13 protein-coding genes and 1 tRNA gene are annotated in these 15,699 nt (G+C 49.4%); 11 read left to right on the top strand and 3 right to left on the bottom strand.

Annotated features, from left to right (window positions below; translation table 11 throughout):
- Positions 1-119: 119 nt before the first annotated feature.
- The 5 genes from U740_RS09425 to U740_RS09405 all read left to right on the top strand — a co-directional run bounded on the left by U740_RS09425 (position 120) and on the right by U740_RS09405 (position 5,209).
- The gene (locus U740_RS09425; RefSeq protein WP_036860399.1) at positions 120-2,084 is read left to right on the top strand and encodes a bifunctional diguanylate cyclase/phosphodiesterase; all 1,965 of its coding nucleotides are present in this window, start codon (positions 120-122) and stop codon (positions 2,082-2,084) included.
- Positions 2,085-2,152: 68 nt separating this feature from the next.
- Positions 2,153-3,667 (top strand): glutamate--tRNA ligase, encoded by a 1,515-nt coding sequence (gltX, locus tag U740_RS09420; protein WP_036860398.1) that lies wholly within the window; start codon positions 2,153-2,155, stop codon positions 3,665-3,667.
- Between the two features lie 40 nt (positions 3,668-3,707).
- A tRNA-Ala gene (locus tag U740_RS09415) sits at positions 3,708-3,783 on the top strand.
- 469 nt (positions 3,784-4,252) lie between these two features.
- A complete protein-coding gene (locus U740_RS09410; protein ID WP_036860397.1) occupies positions 4,253-4,663 on the top strand; it encodes a hypothetical protein in 411 nt (136 codons plus the stop codon).
- A 93-nt stretch (positions 4,664-4,756) separates the two neighbouring features.
- Positions 4,757-5,209 carry a lipocalin-like domain-containing protein gene (locus tag U740_RS09405; protein ID WP_081890906.1) on the top strand — a complete coding sequence of 151 codons (453 nt, stop codon included), beginning with the start codon at positions 4,757-4,759 and terminating at the stop codon, positions 5,207-5,209.
- A gap of 326 nt (positions 5,210-5,535) precedes the next feature.
- Here the strand turns inward: U740_RS09405 and U740_RS09400 are convergent, their stop codons facing one another.
- The 3 genes from U740_RS09400 to gltA form a co-directional block, all read right to left on the bottom strand.
- Positions 5,536-5,925, bottom strand: coding sequence for a hypothetical protein (locus U740_RS09400; protein ID WP_036860395.1), 390 nt, complete (start codon positions 5,923-5,925; stop codon positions 5,536-5,538).
- Between the two features lie 99 nt (positions 5,926-6,024).
- Positions 6,025-6,459, bottom strand: coding sequence for a nuclear transport factor 2 family protein (locus U740_RS09395; RefSeq protein WP_036860394.1), 435 nt, complete (start codon positions 6,457-6,459; stop codon positions 6,025-6,027).
- Positions 6,460-6,655: 196 nt separating this feature from the next.
- The gene (gene gltA, locus U740_RS09390; protein ID WP_036860393.1) at positions 6,656-7,933 is read right to left on the bottom strand and encodes a citrate synthase; all 1,278 of its coding nucleotides are present in this window, start codon (positions 7,931-7,933) and stop codon (positions 6,656-6,658) included.
- Positions 7,934-8,244: 311 nt separating this feature from the next.
- Between gltA and sdhC the strand changes: the two genes are divergently transcribed.
- The 6 genes from sdhC to odhB all read left to right on the top strand — a co-directional run bounded on the left by sdhC (position 8,245) and on the right by odhB (position 15,678).
- Positions 8,245-8,622, top strand: coding sequence for a succinate dehydrogenase, cytochrome b556 subunit (gene sdhC / locus U740_RS09385; protein ID WP_036860392.1), 378 nt, complete (start codon positions 8,245-8,247; stop codon positions 8,620-8,622).
- A complete protein-coding gene (gene sdhD, locus U740_RS09380; protein WP_327078594.1) occupies positions 8,613-8,987 on the top strand; it encodes a succinate dehydrogenase, hydrophobic membrane anchor protein in 375 nt (124 codons plus the stop codon). Before sdhC ends, sdhD begins: the two co-directional genes overlap by 10 nt.
- 4 nt (positions 8,988-8,991) lie before the next feature.
- A complete protein-coding gene (gene sdhA / locus U740_RS09375) occupies positions 8,992-10,764 on the top strand; it encodes a succinate dehydrogenase flavoprotein subunit (protein WP_036860391.1) in 1,773 nt (590 codons plus the stop codon).
- Positions 10,765-10,778: 14 nt separating this feature from the next.
- Complete coding sequence (locus U740_RS09370) at positions 10,779-11,483, top strand: succinate dehydrogenase iron-sulfur subunit (protein ID WP_036860390.1); 705 nt, start codon at positions 10,779-10,781, stop codon at positions 11,481-11,483.
- 86 nt (positions 11,484-11,569) lie between these two features.
- Positions 11,570-14,401 (top strand): 2-oxoglutarate dehydrogenase E1 component, encoded by a 2,832-nt coding sequence (locus U740_RS09365; RefSeq protein ID WP_036860389.1) that lies wholly within the window; start codon positions 11,570-11,572, stop codon positions 14,399-14,401.
- 38 nt (positions 14,402-14,439) lie between these two features.
- Positions 14,440-15,678 (top strand): 2-oxoglutarate dehydrogenase complex dihydrolipoyllysine-residue succinyltransferase, encoded by a 1,239-nt coding sequence (gene odhB / locus U740_RS09360; RefSeq protein WP_036860388.1) that lies wholly within the window; start codon positions 14,440-14,442, stop codon positions 15,676-15,678.
- The last annotated feature ends 21 nt before the right edge of the window (positions 15,679-15,699 follow it).

Here is a 15,699-nt window from a genome sequence, read left to right as displayed (position 1 = left end):
ATCATAGAGATTGCCTGGCAAGGCTATGATGCGAGTCGATGTAGCGTGATCCAGTGCTCAATTGGCAAGTGGGCCAGTTTGGATTAGACTCGATCAATTGAACACAAAAGGAATGTTGCGTGACTCTGTTCCGCCAGCTGATTATCGCTATTGTCTTGTTATTTGTCTGTCTGTACGCAGGCAATACGCTTGTCAGTCTTTATAACAACCAGCAACTGGTTGCTGAACAGATGCAAGTCCATGCGCAGGACACTGCTACTTCACTTGGGCTTTCCATGACCCAAGCGGCGCAGGAAAAGGATATTGCCACCATGGATACCATGTTCAATGCGGTATCTGACAGCGGTTATTTTCAGCGTATTTATTTTTCCGATCTCGACGGGAATACCCTGATCGACAGAGAATTTCCGGTTTCTCTTGAGGGTGTTCCAGACTGGTTTTTGTCATTCATCGACCTGCCCATTAACGAGGGGAGGGCAGAAGTAACGTCTGACTGGATGCAACTGGGGGAGGTGGTCGTTGTCAGTCATCCCGGTCAGGCTTACCTGAAACTTTGGCGGGTTACCACGACACAGTTAATCTGGTTTGCTGCTATTACACTGTCTGTCTGTTTGTTGGCCTATATTGCGCTCAAATGGTTGCTCGTGCCACTTGCCCGGGTTGAGCAGCAAGCCAATGATATTTTCAATAAAAAATTTGTTGTTCTGGAGCCCCTGCCGAAAACTCGTGAGCTTGGCAGCGTCGTCCGGGCCATGAATAGGATGGCACTTCACCTCAAGGCCGTTTTTGAAGATCAGCTGTCGCTCATCGACCGACTGCAAAAACAGTCTTTTCAGGATGCGGTTACCGGCCTGTCCAATCGAAATGATTTTGACAATCGCCTGCGAAGCTATGTCGACGATCAAGAGGAGGGCATGCATACCGGCGCTCTGGCTATTGTCGCATTGCACGATATTTCATGCGTTAACGAGTATGCCGGGCGTGGAGAGGGAAACGCGATTCTCAAATCTGTCGGCCAGCGTTTGCAAAGCGCAGTGATTGATCATCCCCGGGCTATTGTAGCCAGACGGCAGGGCCCGGAGTTCTCCCTGTTTATCCCCGATATCACCCCTGGAGAAGGCGACGTTTTGGCAGAAAAGATATTTGGGGCCGTCCAGGATATCAGTTGGCTACATAACGAGAAGTGTCCATTGTCTTTCCACATGGGATATACCTTTCATACGAATATCACCAGTGGTCCCGAAATGCTGGGTGAAGCCGATATTGCACTGCGGCAGGCCAAGCTGGGTAGTACCAGCCGTTGGACCAAGTTTGCCGATGTGCAAAATGGTGATGTTCCCGTACTGGGAAAACCCCTCAATGAGTGGGAAGTATTTCTCCATCAAGCCATTCAAAACCGGCTTGTGGCGCTTCACTACCAGCCTATAGTCAGTATTCAGGATAAAGCGCTAATGGCCCAGGAAGTGTATGTGCGCTTCCTCAATGGCAAGGATTTACTGGCGGCTGCTGTGGTGGTTCCCATCGCAGAAAGACTGGGGCTGATGCCTGGCCTTGACAGGCTGATTCTGGAGTCTCTGGCCTCGGCTGAGCGCGAAAAAGAGACCTCCACTAAACTGTGTGTCAATCTGTCGATAGTATCGGTGAAAACCTCTGGTTTTCTGAGGTGGCTTGATAACTTCCTGGCATCTCAGCGGAGGCTGGCAGCGAAGTTGGTATTTGAGGTTCCTGAATATGCCATGAAAGCAAACGGTGCGTCTCTCAGGACTTTTAGTCAGCTTTTGCAAAAGCACGGTACTTCACTCGGCATCGACCATTTTGGCCTGGAGTCTGCGGCTTTTGGCTATCTGAGTAGTCTGCCATTGAATCATCTCAAGGTTCACCGCAGTTTTCTGCGCGAGCTGGACACGAATCTGGACAACCAGTTTTATATCAAGTCACTCGCTGGGCTTGCCCATAACAGTGGCTTGCAGCTGTGGGTGGAAGGTGTTGAAAACGAACAGGAATGGGGTCAGCTTGCCGAGTTGGATGTGGATGCTGCCCAGGGTTATTTTTTGGGCCCGCCAGCCTTGAGAACTGTTGATTAGTCCTGTTCTGCGTATAATCACGCTCTTTCCCTTTTGACCCAATTCACCCCAAACGGAATGTTTATTTGATGTCTGTTCGCACACGCATTGCTCCATCCCCCACTGGCGACCCCCACGTTGGGACTGCCTATGTAGCCCTTTTTAATCTCTGTTTCGCCCGAAGCCAGGGTGGTGAGTTTATCCTGCGTATTGAAGATACTGACCAGGTTCGTAGTACCCCGGAATCTGAAAAAATGATTTTGGACTCCTTGCGCTGGCTAGGTCTCGAGTGGTCCGAGGGGCCCGATGTTGGTGGACCTTATGGTCCTTATCGACAGAGCGAGCGAACAGATATTTATCAACAACACGCTATGGAACTGGTTGATAAAGGCCATGCATTTTACTGCTTTGCCACGTCTGAAGAGCTTGACGAGATGCGTCGTGAGCAGGTGGCGAGAGGGGAAACCGCAAAATATGATGGCCGTGGTTTATCGTTGTCGGCCGAGGACGTTAAAAAGCGTCTGGCAGCGGGAGAACCTTACGTTATCCGTATGAAAATTCCCGATGAGGGCAGTTGTGTTTTTCACGACCTGTTGCGCGGGCAGATTGAAATTCCCTGGTCACAGGTTGATATGCAGGTACTACTGAAGGCAGACGGTATGCCAACCTACCACCTTGCCAATGTGGTAGACGATCATCTGATGAAAATCACCCATGTCATTCGTGGTGAGGAATGGATCAACTCAGCACCAAAGCACCTTCTCCTCTATCAATATTTTGGCTGGGAGATGCCTGAGCTCTGTCATATGCCATTGCTGCGAAATCCCGACAAAAGTAAGCTCAGCAAGCGAAAAAATCCCACCAGCATCAACTATTACCGGCATATGGGTTATATGCCCGAAGCTGTGGTCAATTATCTCGGGCGTATGGGATGGTCCATGCCGGACGAGAGTGAGAAGTTTGGCCTTCAGGACATGCTTGATCAGTTTGACTTGCGTGCTGTGCATCTGGGTGGGCCGGTTTTTGACACTGAAAAGCTGGACTGGCTAAATGGTCGCTGGATCCGTGAAAACCTGGATGAGCAGGCATTTGCCAATCGTGTTGCCGAATGGGCGATAAACCGTGACAACCTCGCCAGAATGATTCCACTGATCAAGGAAAGAGTGGAAAAGTTTTCCGATATTGCGCCGTTACTTGGATTTATGTTTTCGGGCATGCCGAAACTCGATACTTCCCACTTCGAGCATAAAAAACTGGACAACGAAACGGTGCGGAGAATTCTGCAATACAGTTCCTGGCGCCTGGATGGATTGCGCCATTGGAGCCGGGATGGCTTGTATGAGGAGCTGAATCAGTTGGCACAGGGGATGGAATTAAAGTTGAAGGATTTTTTATCCCCCTTGTTTGTTGCTGTCGCCGGATCTTCCTCGGCTCCGCCCCTGTTTGATGCCATGGCTATCCTTGGGCCTGACATGGTCAGGGCGCGTATCAGGAGCGCTCTGGAGGCCTCTGGCGGGGTTTCTAAAAAGCAGCTAAAGGCCTGGGATAAAGATTACCGTCTTCTCTCTGCAGCCCGTACTGAACACCCTGAAGAACAGGCTTGACACTCCGTGGGGCTGTGCCTAAAATTGCGCCCTCTTTTACGGGGCTATAGCTCAGCTGGGAGAGCGCAACACTGGCAGTGTTGAGGTCAGCGGTTCGATCCCGCTTAGCTCCACCAATAAATCGTTGTAATTTAACGTCATAAAAGGCCCGCTTTTGAGCGGGCCTTTTTCGTTTCTCAGTTTAAGTCCCTATTAAGTCCAAATTTTTTTGATCTTGGAATACTTTTGGCAAGTGGCGGCCAAAAGATAAGCTGCACTGCAAATCCCTAGAAAAGTAACCTTGGTGCTGGTTTGGCCCTCGGCTTCGGGACACCATCTATGTCAAATAGGTATACGCGCCCGATAGGCTGTTTTTTTATACAGAATATCGAGTTGCTGTTAAATCGCCTTCTCGGTTTATACTCAGTCAATACGCGTTATCCTGCCACTCAGAAAAAATGATCCAAATAAAACAGAGTGTTGCAGGTTTACGAGGAAAGATAACGAGGTTCTATTATTTTACATAACAAAGCGCACCAGTCACGACCGCCGTACCGGCGGTCGCCGTGCTAAGCGTTAAAATCATTCTAGCTCCGAGCAAATATTATGGAAACAAAGAAATACGAAGCAGAGTGGTGTTTGCTTCAAAACCAATTTGAAAGCTACGAAAAGCACTCATTGTATATAAAGCTAAGCAGCATCCTGATGTTATTCTTATCAGAAATATTTAGTGTCAGTATGACATCAATATTCTTAATCTTATTGGTTCTATGGTTACAAGATGCAATCTGGAAAACCTTTCAATCACGAATAGAGCCTAGATTATTAAAAATTGAAAAGAACATTAGAGAAAAAACTGAAGGAAGTGAGTTTCAATTCAACAGAGAATATCAATTAGTAGAAACCAGTGGTCTATCAAAAATCCTAGAATATTCCAAACAAGCTATACGGCCAACGCTAGCGTTTCCACACATTGTATTGATGATTATTCTTGTTGGCTGCTCTGTTGTTGGGTGAGAAATTTAACAGGTAAAGGCAGCGGAAAATTAAAAGCGGTGCTTTTTATTTTCCGCTACTTAAAGCGTTAGGCGTCACACGCTCGGAGGAATAATGTCTAGCAATACTCGCCTTAGTTCAGATCTTCCGACGCGCCTACTCGGCACCTGGCGCATGCTGTCTTGGAAACGCGTGCTGGTGTTATCCGGAGAAGAGTCAGACGCGCTTGGGCCCAACCCGTTCGGTTATATCAACTACGCGCCAGATGGAAGGTTGATGGTCTTCGTTCTCAAGAGCGGACGCCCCAAGCCGAAATCGAGTCCACCTTCACCGGAGGAGAAGATCGCGCTGTTCGATTCGTTCTTCGCCTATGTCGGTTCGTACGAAGTACTGGCTGACAGAGTTATCCACACACTGGATGGTAGCTGGAATGAGCTGTGGACCGGAACCAAACAGACAAGACTGCTCTCGTTTTCAGGTGAGAACCTCATCTACTCCACACCGGAAACCGTCGATCCAATGGACGGCCGGCTTTGCACCTACAGGGTTGAGTTTGAGAGAGCCTGAGCTGAGCGACGAAAGTGACAAGCGGACCTCCACCGGCAAGCGGCTCAGCTCAAACGTTAACCTATGTGGTCCAAGAGTGAGGAATATAGAAATGGCCTGATCGCAGCAGAAAAAAGTCCCAAGATGATTGCGATATGACCATAGTTTTACTCTCAGGGGGCGCACCGGGTATTTCTATTCTGGACTGGGCGAGACATGACCGTCTCATGCCGATGTGTCGGGTGGCCTCTATTTCGGATATTGCTCGGGAGAGGAGGATTTGCGGTACGAAGGAGTCAGGCGCTACGTTTCGGTTCATTCAATCGAAAGGCTGGGATGCGACTGTGTTAATCGGAGAAGCGGCTCATTCTTCCAGTTTTCCAGCGGAGCAATGCATAGCCGACCGTGGCACACCCGAGGGAAGTGAAGAAGGCAATGCCGTAAACCAGGCCGGTTGTCTGATATACGGGGCCATACATAAAAAACTCCAGCACCATATAAGAACATATCCCCAGTAACATTCCCCATGCATATTGTGGTAGAGCGGTGCCGTAGATATACCCGGCGAGAAGCGATGGGATCGAAAGTATGGCGATGACAGAGGATACATTCTCTGCGTAGATGGCTGCCCATGTGGCAGAACCGAACATCAGAAGTGCACCAACGATGTAGGCCTGAATTTTTTGCATTATCTGACTGCCTTCTGTTTCCACATATTCCTCAGCTGAGTCTTCCATGAATTGGTGCAGTGCACTATTGGACGTTAGTCGTGCCGATGTCATTCAATAGACACAAAAAAACCGCCCAAAAGGGCGGTTTCATTGACAGGGTTAATACTACATATCGACCGCTTCCATACTGACTTCTGTTGCATCCAGTTTCCAGACGCCGTCTGTCAGGATCAGATGATCAACTTCTTTTTCAATAATGCCATCGGTGTTAAAGACGTCACTGGCTCTGGTCCAGGCATTGACCTTGGCCGTTTCACCGTCAATTTCGACTGACGATATGCCGTATTCGTGCAGAATGACAGATGCCATATCCACGATATTCTTCCAGTCAGCTGCATATTCTTTTTTTGTACGACCATCGATCATTCTTGGTGTCAGGAGGTCGTAAGCATCTTCGTATTTCCGTGCTTTTAATGCAGCGTAGTAACCGTTGACGACGCCTTCAGGTGTATTCTCCGCTGCATATGCGGTCGCTGTGAATAATAATGACAGTACTATGGTGATGGGAAGAAGTAGTTTGCTCGCTGGTTTAATGCTCATTTGTAGCCTCCGGATGTACCTTTTTACTGAGACTCGATTTTTCAGATCAAGTTCAGGTTAGCTTTTTTCTGATGTTACTACAGAATAATCGAATTAGCTGTAGCTGTAAGCTCCTTGCGTTTTAACTGGATAGAATTAAAAAAGCCACTCAAAGAGTGGCTTTTTGGGTATGCAGAGATTGGTAGTGTATCTGACCTTACTCGGGATAGTCCCGTTTTGGTGATCCAGTGTAGAGTTGTCTTGGACGACCGATACGGTAAGGGTTGCTCAGCATTTCATTCCAGTGAGAGATCCAGCCAACAGTGCGCCCGGTAGCGAAGATGACAGTGAACATCTCAGTGGGTATGCCAATGGCTTTCATGATGATGCCCGAGTAGAAATCCACATTGGGGTAGAGTTTTTTCTCAACAAAATACTCGTCTTCCAGTGCAATCTGTTCCAGTCGTTTGGCGATTTTAAGCAATGGGTCATTTTCAATGCCGAGCTCAGCCAGTACTGCGTCGCAGGCTTCTTTCATGACCTTGGCGCGAGGATCGAAGTTTTTATAGACCCGGTGACCGAAGCCCATCAGCCGGAAGGGGTCGTCCTTGTCTTTGGCGCGTACTACGTACTTGTCGATGTGTTTTTCATCGCCGATTTGCTCGAGCATCTCCAAGACAGCCTGATTGGCCCCGCCGTGGGCGGGCCCCCACAGTGCTGCGATGCCAGCAGCTATACAGGAATAGGGGTTGGCGCCGGAAGAGCCAGCGAGACGGACGGTTGAAGTGGAGGCATTTTGTTCGTGGTCGGCGTGAAGGAGGAACAACAGATCCATTGCCTTCGCAATAACGGGGTTGATGTTGCTCTCTTCACAGGGAGTGCCAAACATCATGTGTAGGAAGTTCTCTGCGTAACCCAGTTTGTTATCGGGGTACATATAAGGTTGACCAATAAAATGTTTGTGACACATGGCTGCCAGTGTTGGCATTTTGGCAATCAGCCGATGTGCGGTAATAAGCCGGTGCTCAGGATCATTGATATCCATGGAGTCGTGGTAAAACGATGACAGGCCGCCTACCGCGCCACAGAGCATAGCCATAGGGTGTGCATCGTAACGAAAGCCGGACATGAACTGCTCAATGGAGCGATTCACCATGGTGTGCATTCTTATAATCTGCTCAAAATCCTTTTTTCCCTCGGGAGAGGGGAGTTCCCCATTTAGCAGCAGATAACAGGTCTCAAGGTAATCGGATTTTTTTGCGAGTTGTTCTATAGGGTAGCCGCGATGGAGCAATACGCCCTTGTCGCCATCAATAAAAGTGATTTTTGATTCACAGGCAGCAGTGGCGCCAAAGCCGGGGTCGAACGTAAAACAACCTGTTTCGGGCACTTTCGAAATATCGATGACATCCTGTCCGAGAGTACTTTTAAGTATCGGTAATTCAAGATGAATATCCGTGCCCTCTACAGAAAGATGGACCTTCTTATTGCTCATTGGGTTCTCCTACGAATCAGGGAGCGAGATGCAAGCATCAAGCGTGCAAACTATTTCTGAGGCGCAAAACTATAGCCTTCTCTCTGGATTTGTCAATTTTACTACAAATACAGCGAGTGAATAGCGGCTATCTTTTGTAGATATAACTCTATCAATGCTGAATGTCGGGCTGGTTTAATTGTAATCCTGTTACAATACTTCTATAATTTTTCCCCGATTTTTAGCCCGGTATGCCGGCGACGGTTTAGCCGATTTTCCCTGCGTTATATTTCTGCATTCTGCCCAATCTGCGGACTTAAGGTGTGTATATCGTGAACAAGAAAAGACCTGTAAATCTCGATATCGGAACAATAGAGCTTCCGATAACCTCTTATGTATCTATTTTACATCGTGTTTCCGGTGTTGCGCTGTTCGGTGCAATCGCTGTGTTCTTGTGGTTGCTGGATACCAGCTTGTCCTCTGAAGAGGGATTTAATGCTATCAGGGAAACGATGGGCAGCCCGATTTGCCAGTTGATTGTCTGGGCAGCGTTAGCGGGCCTGGCCTACCATATTGTTGCGGGTGTCCGGCACTTGATTATGGATTTTGGTGTGGGCGAAACCCTTGAAGGTGGTCGCCTGGGCGCAAAAATTGTCCTGTTTGTTGCTGTTGTTCTAATTATTCTCGCGGGGGTATGGGTATGGGTATGATTACCAATGTTACAAGCTTCAGTCGCAGTGGTCTTTCAGACTGGCTGCTGCAACGTATTACCGCCGTGGTTATGGCTGCCTACACAGTATTCATCACGGCCTACCTGCTGTTTAATTCCGGTCTTGAATACAGTCAGTGGCTCGGGTTGCACAGCCATATCGCCATGAAAATCTTTAATGTCCTGACAGTGCTGTCTATCGCTGTCCACGCCTGGATCGGTTTGTGGGCGGTCTTGACCGATTACGTCACAGAGCGTCTGCTTGGTCCAAAGGCCACAGCGCTGCGTATTTTTCTTCAGCTGGGGATGATTACAGTCACTCTGGTTTATGTCATATGGGCTCTTGATATCGTATGGGGAATCTAAATCCATGAGTAGTGTAAGAACCATTTCGTTTGACGGCGTAATCGTCGGTGGTGGTGGTGCTGGTATGCGAGCCGCACTCCAACTGGCCCAGTCTGGCTATAAGACAGCGGTGATTTCCAAGGTCTTTCCGACGCGCTCACACACAGTTTCAGCGCAAGGTGGGATTACCTGTGCGATTGCCAGCGACGATCCCAACGATGACTGGCGCTGGCATATGTATGACACGGTGAAAGGTTCAGATTATATCGGTGACCAAGAGGCCATTGAATATATGTGTTCTGTCGGGCCTGAAGCAGTATTTGAGCTGGAGCATATGGGCCTTCCCTTTTCTCGTACCGAAGAGGGCCGTATTTATCAGCGGCCCTTCGGTGGACAGTCCAAAAATTTTGGTGAAGGTGGGCAGGCGGCAAGAACCTGTGCTGCTGCCGACCGCACAGGTCATGCGCTGTTACACACGCTCTACCAAAATAATATTAAAAACAATACGGTGTTCTTTAATGAGTGGTTTGCAGTCGACCTCGTGAAAAATGCCGATAATGCAGTTGTAGGCGTTATTGCCATCAATATTGAAACGGGCGAAACCGTTTACGTGAAATCTAAGGCCACGGTGCTCGCCACCGGCGGTGCAGGAAGGATTTATGCGTCGACTACCAATGCGCACATCAATACCGGTGACGGTGTCGGTATGGCCCTCCGGGCTGGTTTCCCGGTTCAGGATATTGAAATGTGGCAATTCCACCCGACCGGTATCGCTGGTGCCGGTACGCTGGTGACAGAGGGCTGTCGCGGTGAGGGCGGTTATCTGATCAATAAAGATGGTGAGCGTTTTATGGAACGCTATGCCCCCAATGCTAAAGACCTGGCAGGTCGGGATGTGGTTGCCCGGTCCATGGTTCTGGAGATTCTGGAAGGCCGTGGTTGTGGTGAAAAAGGCGATCACGTGTTGCTGAAGTTGGATCATCTCGGTGAAGAGATTCTCGAGAGTCGTCTGCCCGGTATCTGTGAGTTGTCTCGTACGTTTGCTCATGTGGATCCGGTTAAAGAGCCCATCCCTGTAGTGCCCACTTGTCATTATATGATGGGAGGTGTTCCCACTAATGTTTCTGGTCAGGCGCTTACCCTTGATGCCGATGGTAACGATCGGGTTATTGATGGCTTGTATGCCTGCGGGGAGGTTGCCTGTGTGTCTGTTCATGGGGCAAACCGCTTAGGTGGCAACTCGTTGCTGGATCTGGTGGTGTTTGGTCGCTCATCAGGTCTGTTTATCGAGCAGGCTCTGCGTGAGGGGATTGACCTTAAAGAGGCCACTGATGCAGATATTGATGCTGCTATGTCTGGCATAAATCGAATCAATAATTCGACTGAAGGTGAGACCACCGCAGAGTTGCGGGCTGAGCTGCAAGGTATCATGCAGAACTATTTTGGTGTGTTCCGCCGTGGCGATTACATGCAGGAGGGTATTGAGAAACTTAAGGCCCTTCGTCCCCGGATAGAAAACGTTCGTCTCGATGATAAAAGCAATGCTTTTAATACAGCTCGTATTGAGGCGCTGGAACTGCAGAATCTTCTGGAGGTTGCGGAGGCTACTGCCATCACCGCCGAGGTCAGAACAGAAAGCCGCGGCGCTCACGCCCGTGAGGACTTTACAGAGCGCGACGATGCAAATTGGTTGTGCCACTCTGTCTATTTTCCCGAGACTAAAGAAGTTGGTAAGCGAGGTGTGAACTTTGCACCCAAAACCATGGAAGCCTTCGCGCCCAAGGCGCGTACCTACTGATAAGGGTTTGAACCATGTTGAAAGTTAGTATTTATCGCTACAATCCTGAAACGGACGAAGCCCCATACATGCAGGACTATGAAGTGGATACTGCCGGCAAGGATGTGATGGTGCTAGATGTTTTAGAGCAGCTCAAAGCGCAGGATTCAACGTTGTCTTACCGCCGTTCCTGCCGTGAGGGTGTCTGCGGTTCAGACGGCGTAAATATCAATGGTAAGAATGGCTTGGCTTGTATTACGCCGCTCTCGGCAGCAGTGAAAAATGACAAGTTGGTACTTCGCCCGCTGCCTGGCTTGCCAGTTATTCGGGATCTGGTAATCGATATGGGCCAGTTCTATGCCCAGTATGAAAAGATTCAACCGTATCTGGTAAACAACCAGCCGGCGCCCGCAATTGAACGCCTGCAGTCTCCGGAAGATCGAGCCAAGCTTGATGGTCTCTATGAATGTATCCTGTGTGCATGCTGTTCTACCAGTTGTCCCTCTTTCTGGTGGAATCCGGACAAGTTTATCGGGCCTGCAGGCTTGCTACAGGCCTATCGTTTTCTGGTGGATAGCCGTGACACGGATACTGAGCAACGACTTGCCAATCTGGACGATCCGTTTAGTGTTTTCCGTTGTCACGGAATTCAAAACTGTGTGGCGGTTTGTCCCAAAGGGTTGAACCCAACTAAAGCAATTGGTCATATCAGAAATATGCTACTGAGAAGTGCTACTTAAAGTACATTACAGTACAATCTGCCAAGGCTTCCCTGGGGGGGAGTCTTGGTGATTTTGTGATCTGACTGACTACAGGAAACATTTCGATGCCTGAAAGCATCATGCAGCAATTTTTGCGCACTTCTCATCTTTCCGGTGGGAATGCTGCATATATCGAAGGTTTGTACGAAACCTATCTACACGACCCGAATGCAGTGCCTGACGAGTGGCGCTCTTTCTTCAGCTCACTTCCCGGTGTTAACGGACATAATGGGCTTGATGTATCCCATGCGACTATTCAGGAGCACTTTGAGTTGCTCGGTCGTCGCAGGGCAAGGCCTGTTCCCGCACCTGGTTCCGGTGGCGTCAATATAGAACATGAGCGGAAGCAGGTTAAAGTACTCCATCTCATTAGTTCCTACCGCAACCGCGGTCATCAGCAAGCAAGCCTTGATCCTTTGGGCATAATGAAGCGGGAGACGGTTCCAGATCTGCAACTTTCTTACCATGGTTTGACGGAAGCCGATCTTGATACGACCTTTCAATGTGGCACGTTGTTCATCGGTAAGCAGGAAGCCACGCTGAAGGAGATTATCTCTGCTTTGGAGGAGACTTACTGTCGCCACGTTGGTGTTGAGCTGATGCACATCACTGATTTGGCCGAAAAGCAGTGGTTTCAGCAACGTCTTGAGAGCGTCCGTTCGAAGCCCGTTTATGATACTGAAACGCGGAAACACGTATTGCAGCGACTGACAGCCGCAGAAGGGCTGGAGCGGCATCTGGACTCCAAGTATCCCGGTACCAAGCGATTTGGTCTGGAGGGCGCAGAATCACTGATTCCCATGCTGGATGGCCTGATTGAAAGGGTCGGGGAGTACGGTGCCAAAGAAATTGTACTGGCCATGGCCCATCGCGGACGACTTAATGTTCTGGTGAACGTATTGGGCAAAAGCCCGGCTGATCTGTTTGCTGAATTTGAGGGCAAGCGGCATGTTGATACCTCGGGGGACGTGAAGTACCACCAGGGTTTTTCTTCGAATGTCATGACGCCGGGCGGAGAAGTGCATCTGGCGCTAGCTTTCAACCCCTCCCACCTGGAAATTGCCTCTCCGGTAGTCGTGGGCTCGGCCAGAGCGCGTCAGGACCGTAGGGAAGATCCAGAGGGCGACCAGGTCGTCCCTGTCATTGTCCACGGCGATGCGTCTTTTGCTGGCCAGGGTGTGGTGATGGAAACGTTCCAGATGTCTCAGACCCGCGCCTACAAAACGGGTGGAAGCATTCATCTCGTAATTAATAATCAGGTAGGTTTTACGACTAGCCGCAAGGAAGATGCCCGTTCGACGGAATACTGTACCGATGTGGCAAAAATGGTTCAGGCCCCGATCATTCATGTTAATGCAGATGATCCAGATGCGGTAATGTTCGCTACCTCACTAGCTGCAGATTACCGTTATCAGTTCAAGAGGGATATTGTTATTGACCTGTTCTGCTACCGTCGCAGAGGCCATAACGAAACTGATGAGCCATCTTCTACCCAGCCCCTGATGTACAAGGTTATCAAGAAGCACAAAACCACCAGGGCCCTTTATGCTGACAGGCTTGCAAGTGAAGGTGTGCTTGATGAGTCTGCTGCAGACAATCTGCTTGCAGATTACCGGAACATTCTGGACAAGGGACATAACGTCGTGAACAAGCTGGTCTCAGAGCCAGATGATGCACTGTTTGTCGACTGGTCTCCCTATTTGGGGCACGAATGGGTAACACCAGCGGATACGTCTTACCCATTGGCCAAGCTGAAAGATCTGGCAACCAGAATGTGTCGGGTGCCGGAAGGTATTGTGTTGCAGCGACAGGTGGAAAAAATTTACGACGACCGGCTGAAAATGGCGGCTGGGGCTTTGGAGCTGAATTGGGGCATGGCGGAACTTCTGGCTTATGCAACACTATTAGAGCAGGGATACCCTATTCGTATGACTGGCCAGGATATCGGCCGCGGTACATTCTCTCACCGTCACGCAGTGCTTTATAACCAGAAAGATGCCGAAACCTACACGCCGCTCAAGCATCTTTCAGAAAATCAACCCCAGTTCGATATCTATGATTCATTTCTGTCAGAAGAGGCTGTTCTGGCATTTGAGTACGGCTATTCTACAACGGCACCCTCTGGTCTGGTGATATGGGAAGCGCAGTTTGGGGATTTTGCGAACGGTGCCCAGGTCGTCATCGATCAGTTTATCACCAGTGGTGAACACAAGTGGGGACGTTTGTGTGGCCTCACCATGTTGTTGCCACACGGTTATGAAGGGCAGGGCCCGGAACACTCATCAGCCAGGCTCGAGCGTTTTCTACAGCTCTGTGCCGAGCACAATATTCAGGTTTGCATTCCGACGACCCCTGCTCAGGTCTACCATATGCTTCGACGTCAGGCGATCAGGCCAATGCGTCGTCCACTGGTAGTCATGAGTCCAAAATGGATACTTCGGCACAAGCTTGCAACTTCCTCTCTGGAAGATCTTGCCGATGGGCATTTTATGCCAGTGATTCCCGAGCGAGAGGTGGCGCCGAAGAAGGCGCGCCGTCTAATCTTGTGTTCAGGAAAAGTTTATTACCATCTGCTGGAGGAGCGGATGGAGCGCAAAATTGACGATATTGCCATGGTGCGTATCGAGCAGCTCTATCCATTTCCCGATGAAGACTTGTTAAATGTGCTCAGTGAGTACACCAGTTTAGAAGAGGTGGTCTGGTGTCAGGAAGAGCCCATCAATCAGGGCGCCTGGTACAGCAGTCAACATCATATGCGCAGTGTACTCGATCGTTATAATGGGGATTTAGCCCTTCGTTATGTCGGTCGTCCTGCCTCAGCAGCGCCGGCTGCGGGTTACATGTCGGCACACCTTGAGGAACAGGCAAAATTTGTTAATGAAGCGTTGAGCTTTTAGCCGCCAAAAACCATCCTTGACCAAGGAAATGATAAAAAATGAGCATTGAAATTAAGGCACCTACTTTCCCTGAATCCGTTCAGGAGGGAAATATTGCTACATGGCATAAAAAACCTGGGGATTCCGTTACCCGGGACGAGTTGCTGGTTGATATTGAAACGGACAAAGTGGTTCTCGAAGTGGTTGCTCCCGCAGATGGAACACTGGATGAGGTCTTGAAAGCTGAGGGAGATGTTGTTCAGAGCAACGAGGTCATTGCACGCGTCACTGCCGGGGGCAGCTCTGCGAAACCAGCAGCGGAAAAGGAGTCTGAGCCAGAAGCGAAGGCAGAGTCAGGAGCAAAGCCTGATGATAGCAGTAAAGAGTCAAGTGACGAAAAAATTGCCAGCCCTGCAGCTAGGAAGCTAGCTGAAGAAAAGGGTGTGGATCTGCAAAAAGTCAGCGGAAGCGGGAAAGATGGCAGAATAACCAAAGAGGATATTGTCGCCATTCAACCAACAGCTTCTCCTGAGCAGCCAGCACCTGCCAGTGCACCAGCACCTGCTGCGAGCCTGCCCCCTCTGGCGGATGGGGATCGGGTCGAGAAGCGCGTACCTATGACACGTATGCGTTCACGCATTGCTGAGCGTCTGGTTCAGGTGACTCAAACGACCGCAATGTTGACGACCTTCAATGAAGTCGACATGCACCGAATCATGAATTTGCGTACAGAGTTCAAGGATTCATTCTCCAAAATTCACAATGGTACCCGGCTCGGATTTATGGGTTTCTTTGTCCGCGCGGCGACTGAAGCCCTGAAACGTTTCCCTGCCGTAAATGCCTCTATTGATGGCACCGATGTTGTTTATCACGGTTATCAGGATGTAGGTGTGGCGGTTTCCACCGATAAGGGCCTGGTAGTGCCAGTACTCCGTAATGCCGACACAATGAGCATTGCAGATGTTGAGAGCACAATTGCTGAGTTTGGTGGAAAGGCTCGTGATGGCAAGCTATCGATTGAAGAAATGACAGGTGGCACGTTCACGATTACGAATGGAGGCGTTTTTGGTTCACTGTTGTCTACTCCAATCCTGAACCCTCCGCAAACGGCAATATTGGGTATGCACAAAATTCAGGAGCGCCCAGTGGCTGAAAACGGTCAGGTGGTTATTCGCCCAATGATGTATCTTGCTTTGTCTTATGACCACCGTTTGGTCGATGGCAAGGAAGCGGTACAGTTTCTTGTGGCGATAAAGGAAATGATCGAAAATCCAGCTAAGATATTACTTGAGATATAGTTCTTAGTTAATTGAATTTAA

The sequence above is a fragment of the Porticoccus hydrocarbonoclasticus MCTG13d genome (assembly GCF_000744735.1).
Classification (GTDB): domain Bacteria; phylum Pseudomonadota; class Gammaproteobacteria; order Pseudomonadales; family Porticoccaceae; genus Porticoccus; species Porticoccus hydrocarbonoclasticus.
The sequence above is the reverse complement of the archived record's forward strand: the minus strand, read 5'-3'. Positions and strand labels throughout refer to the sequence as shown.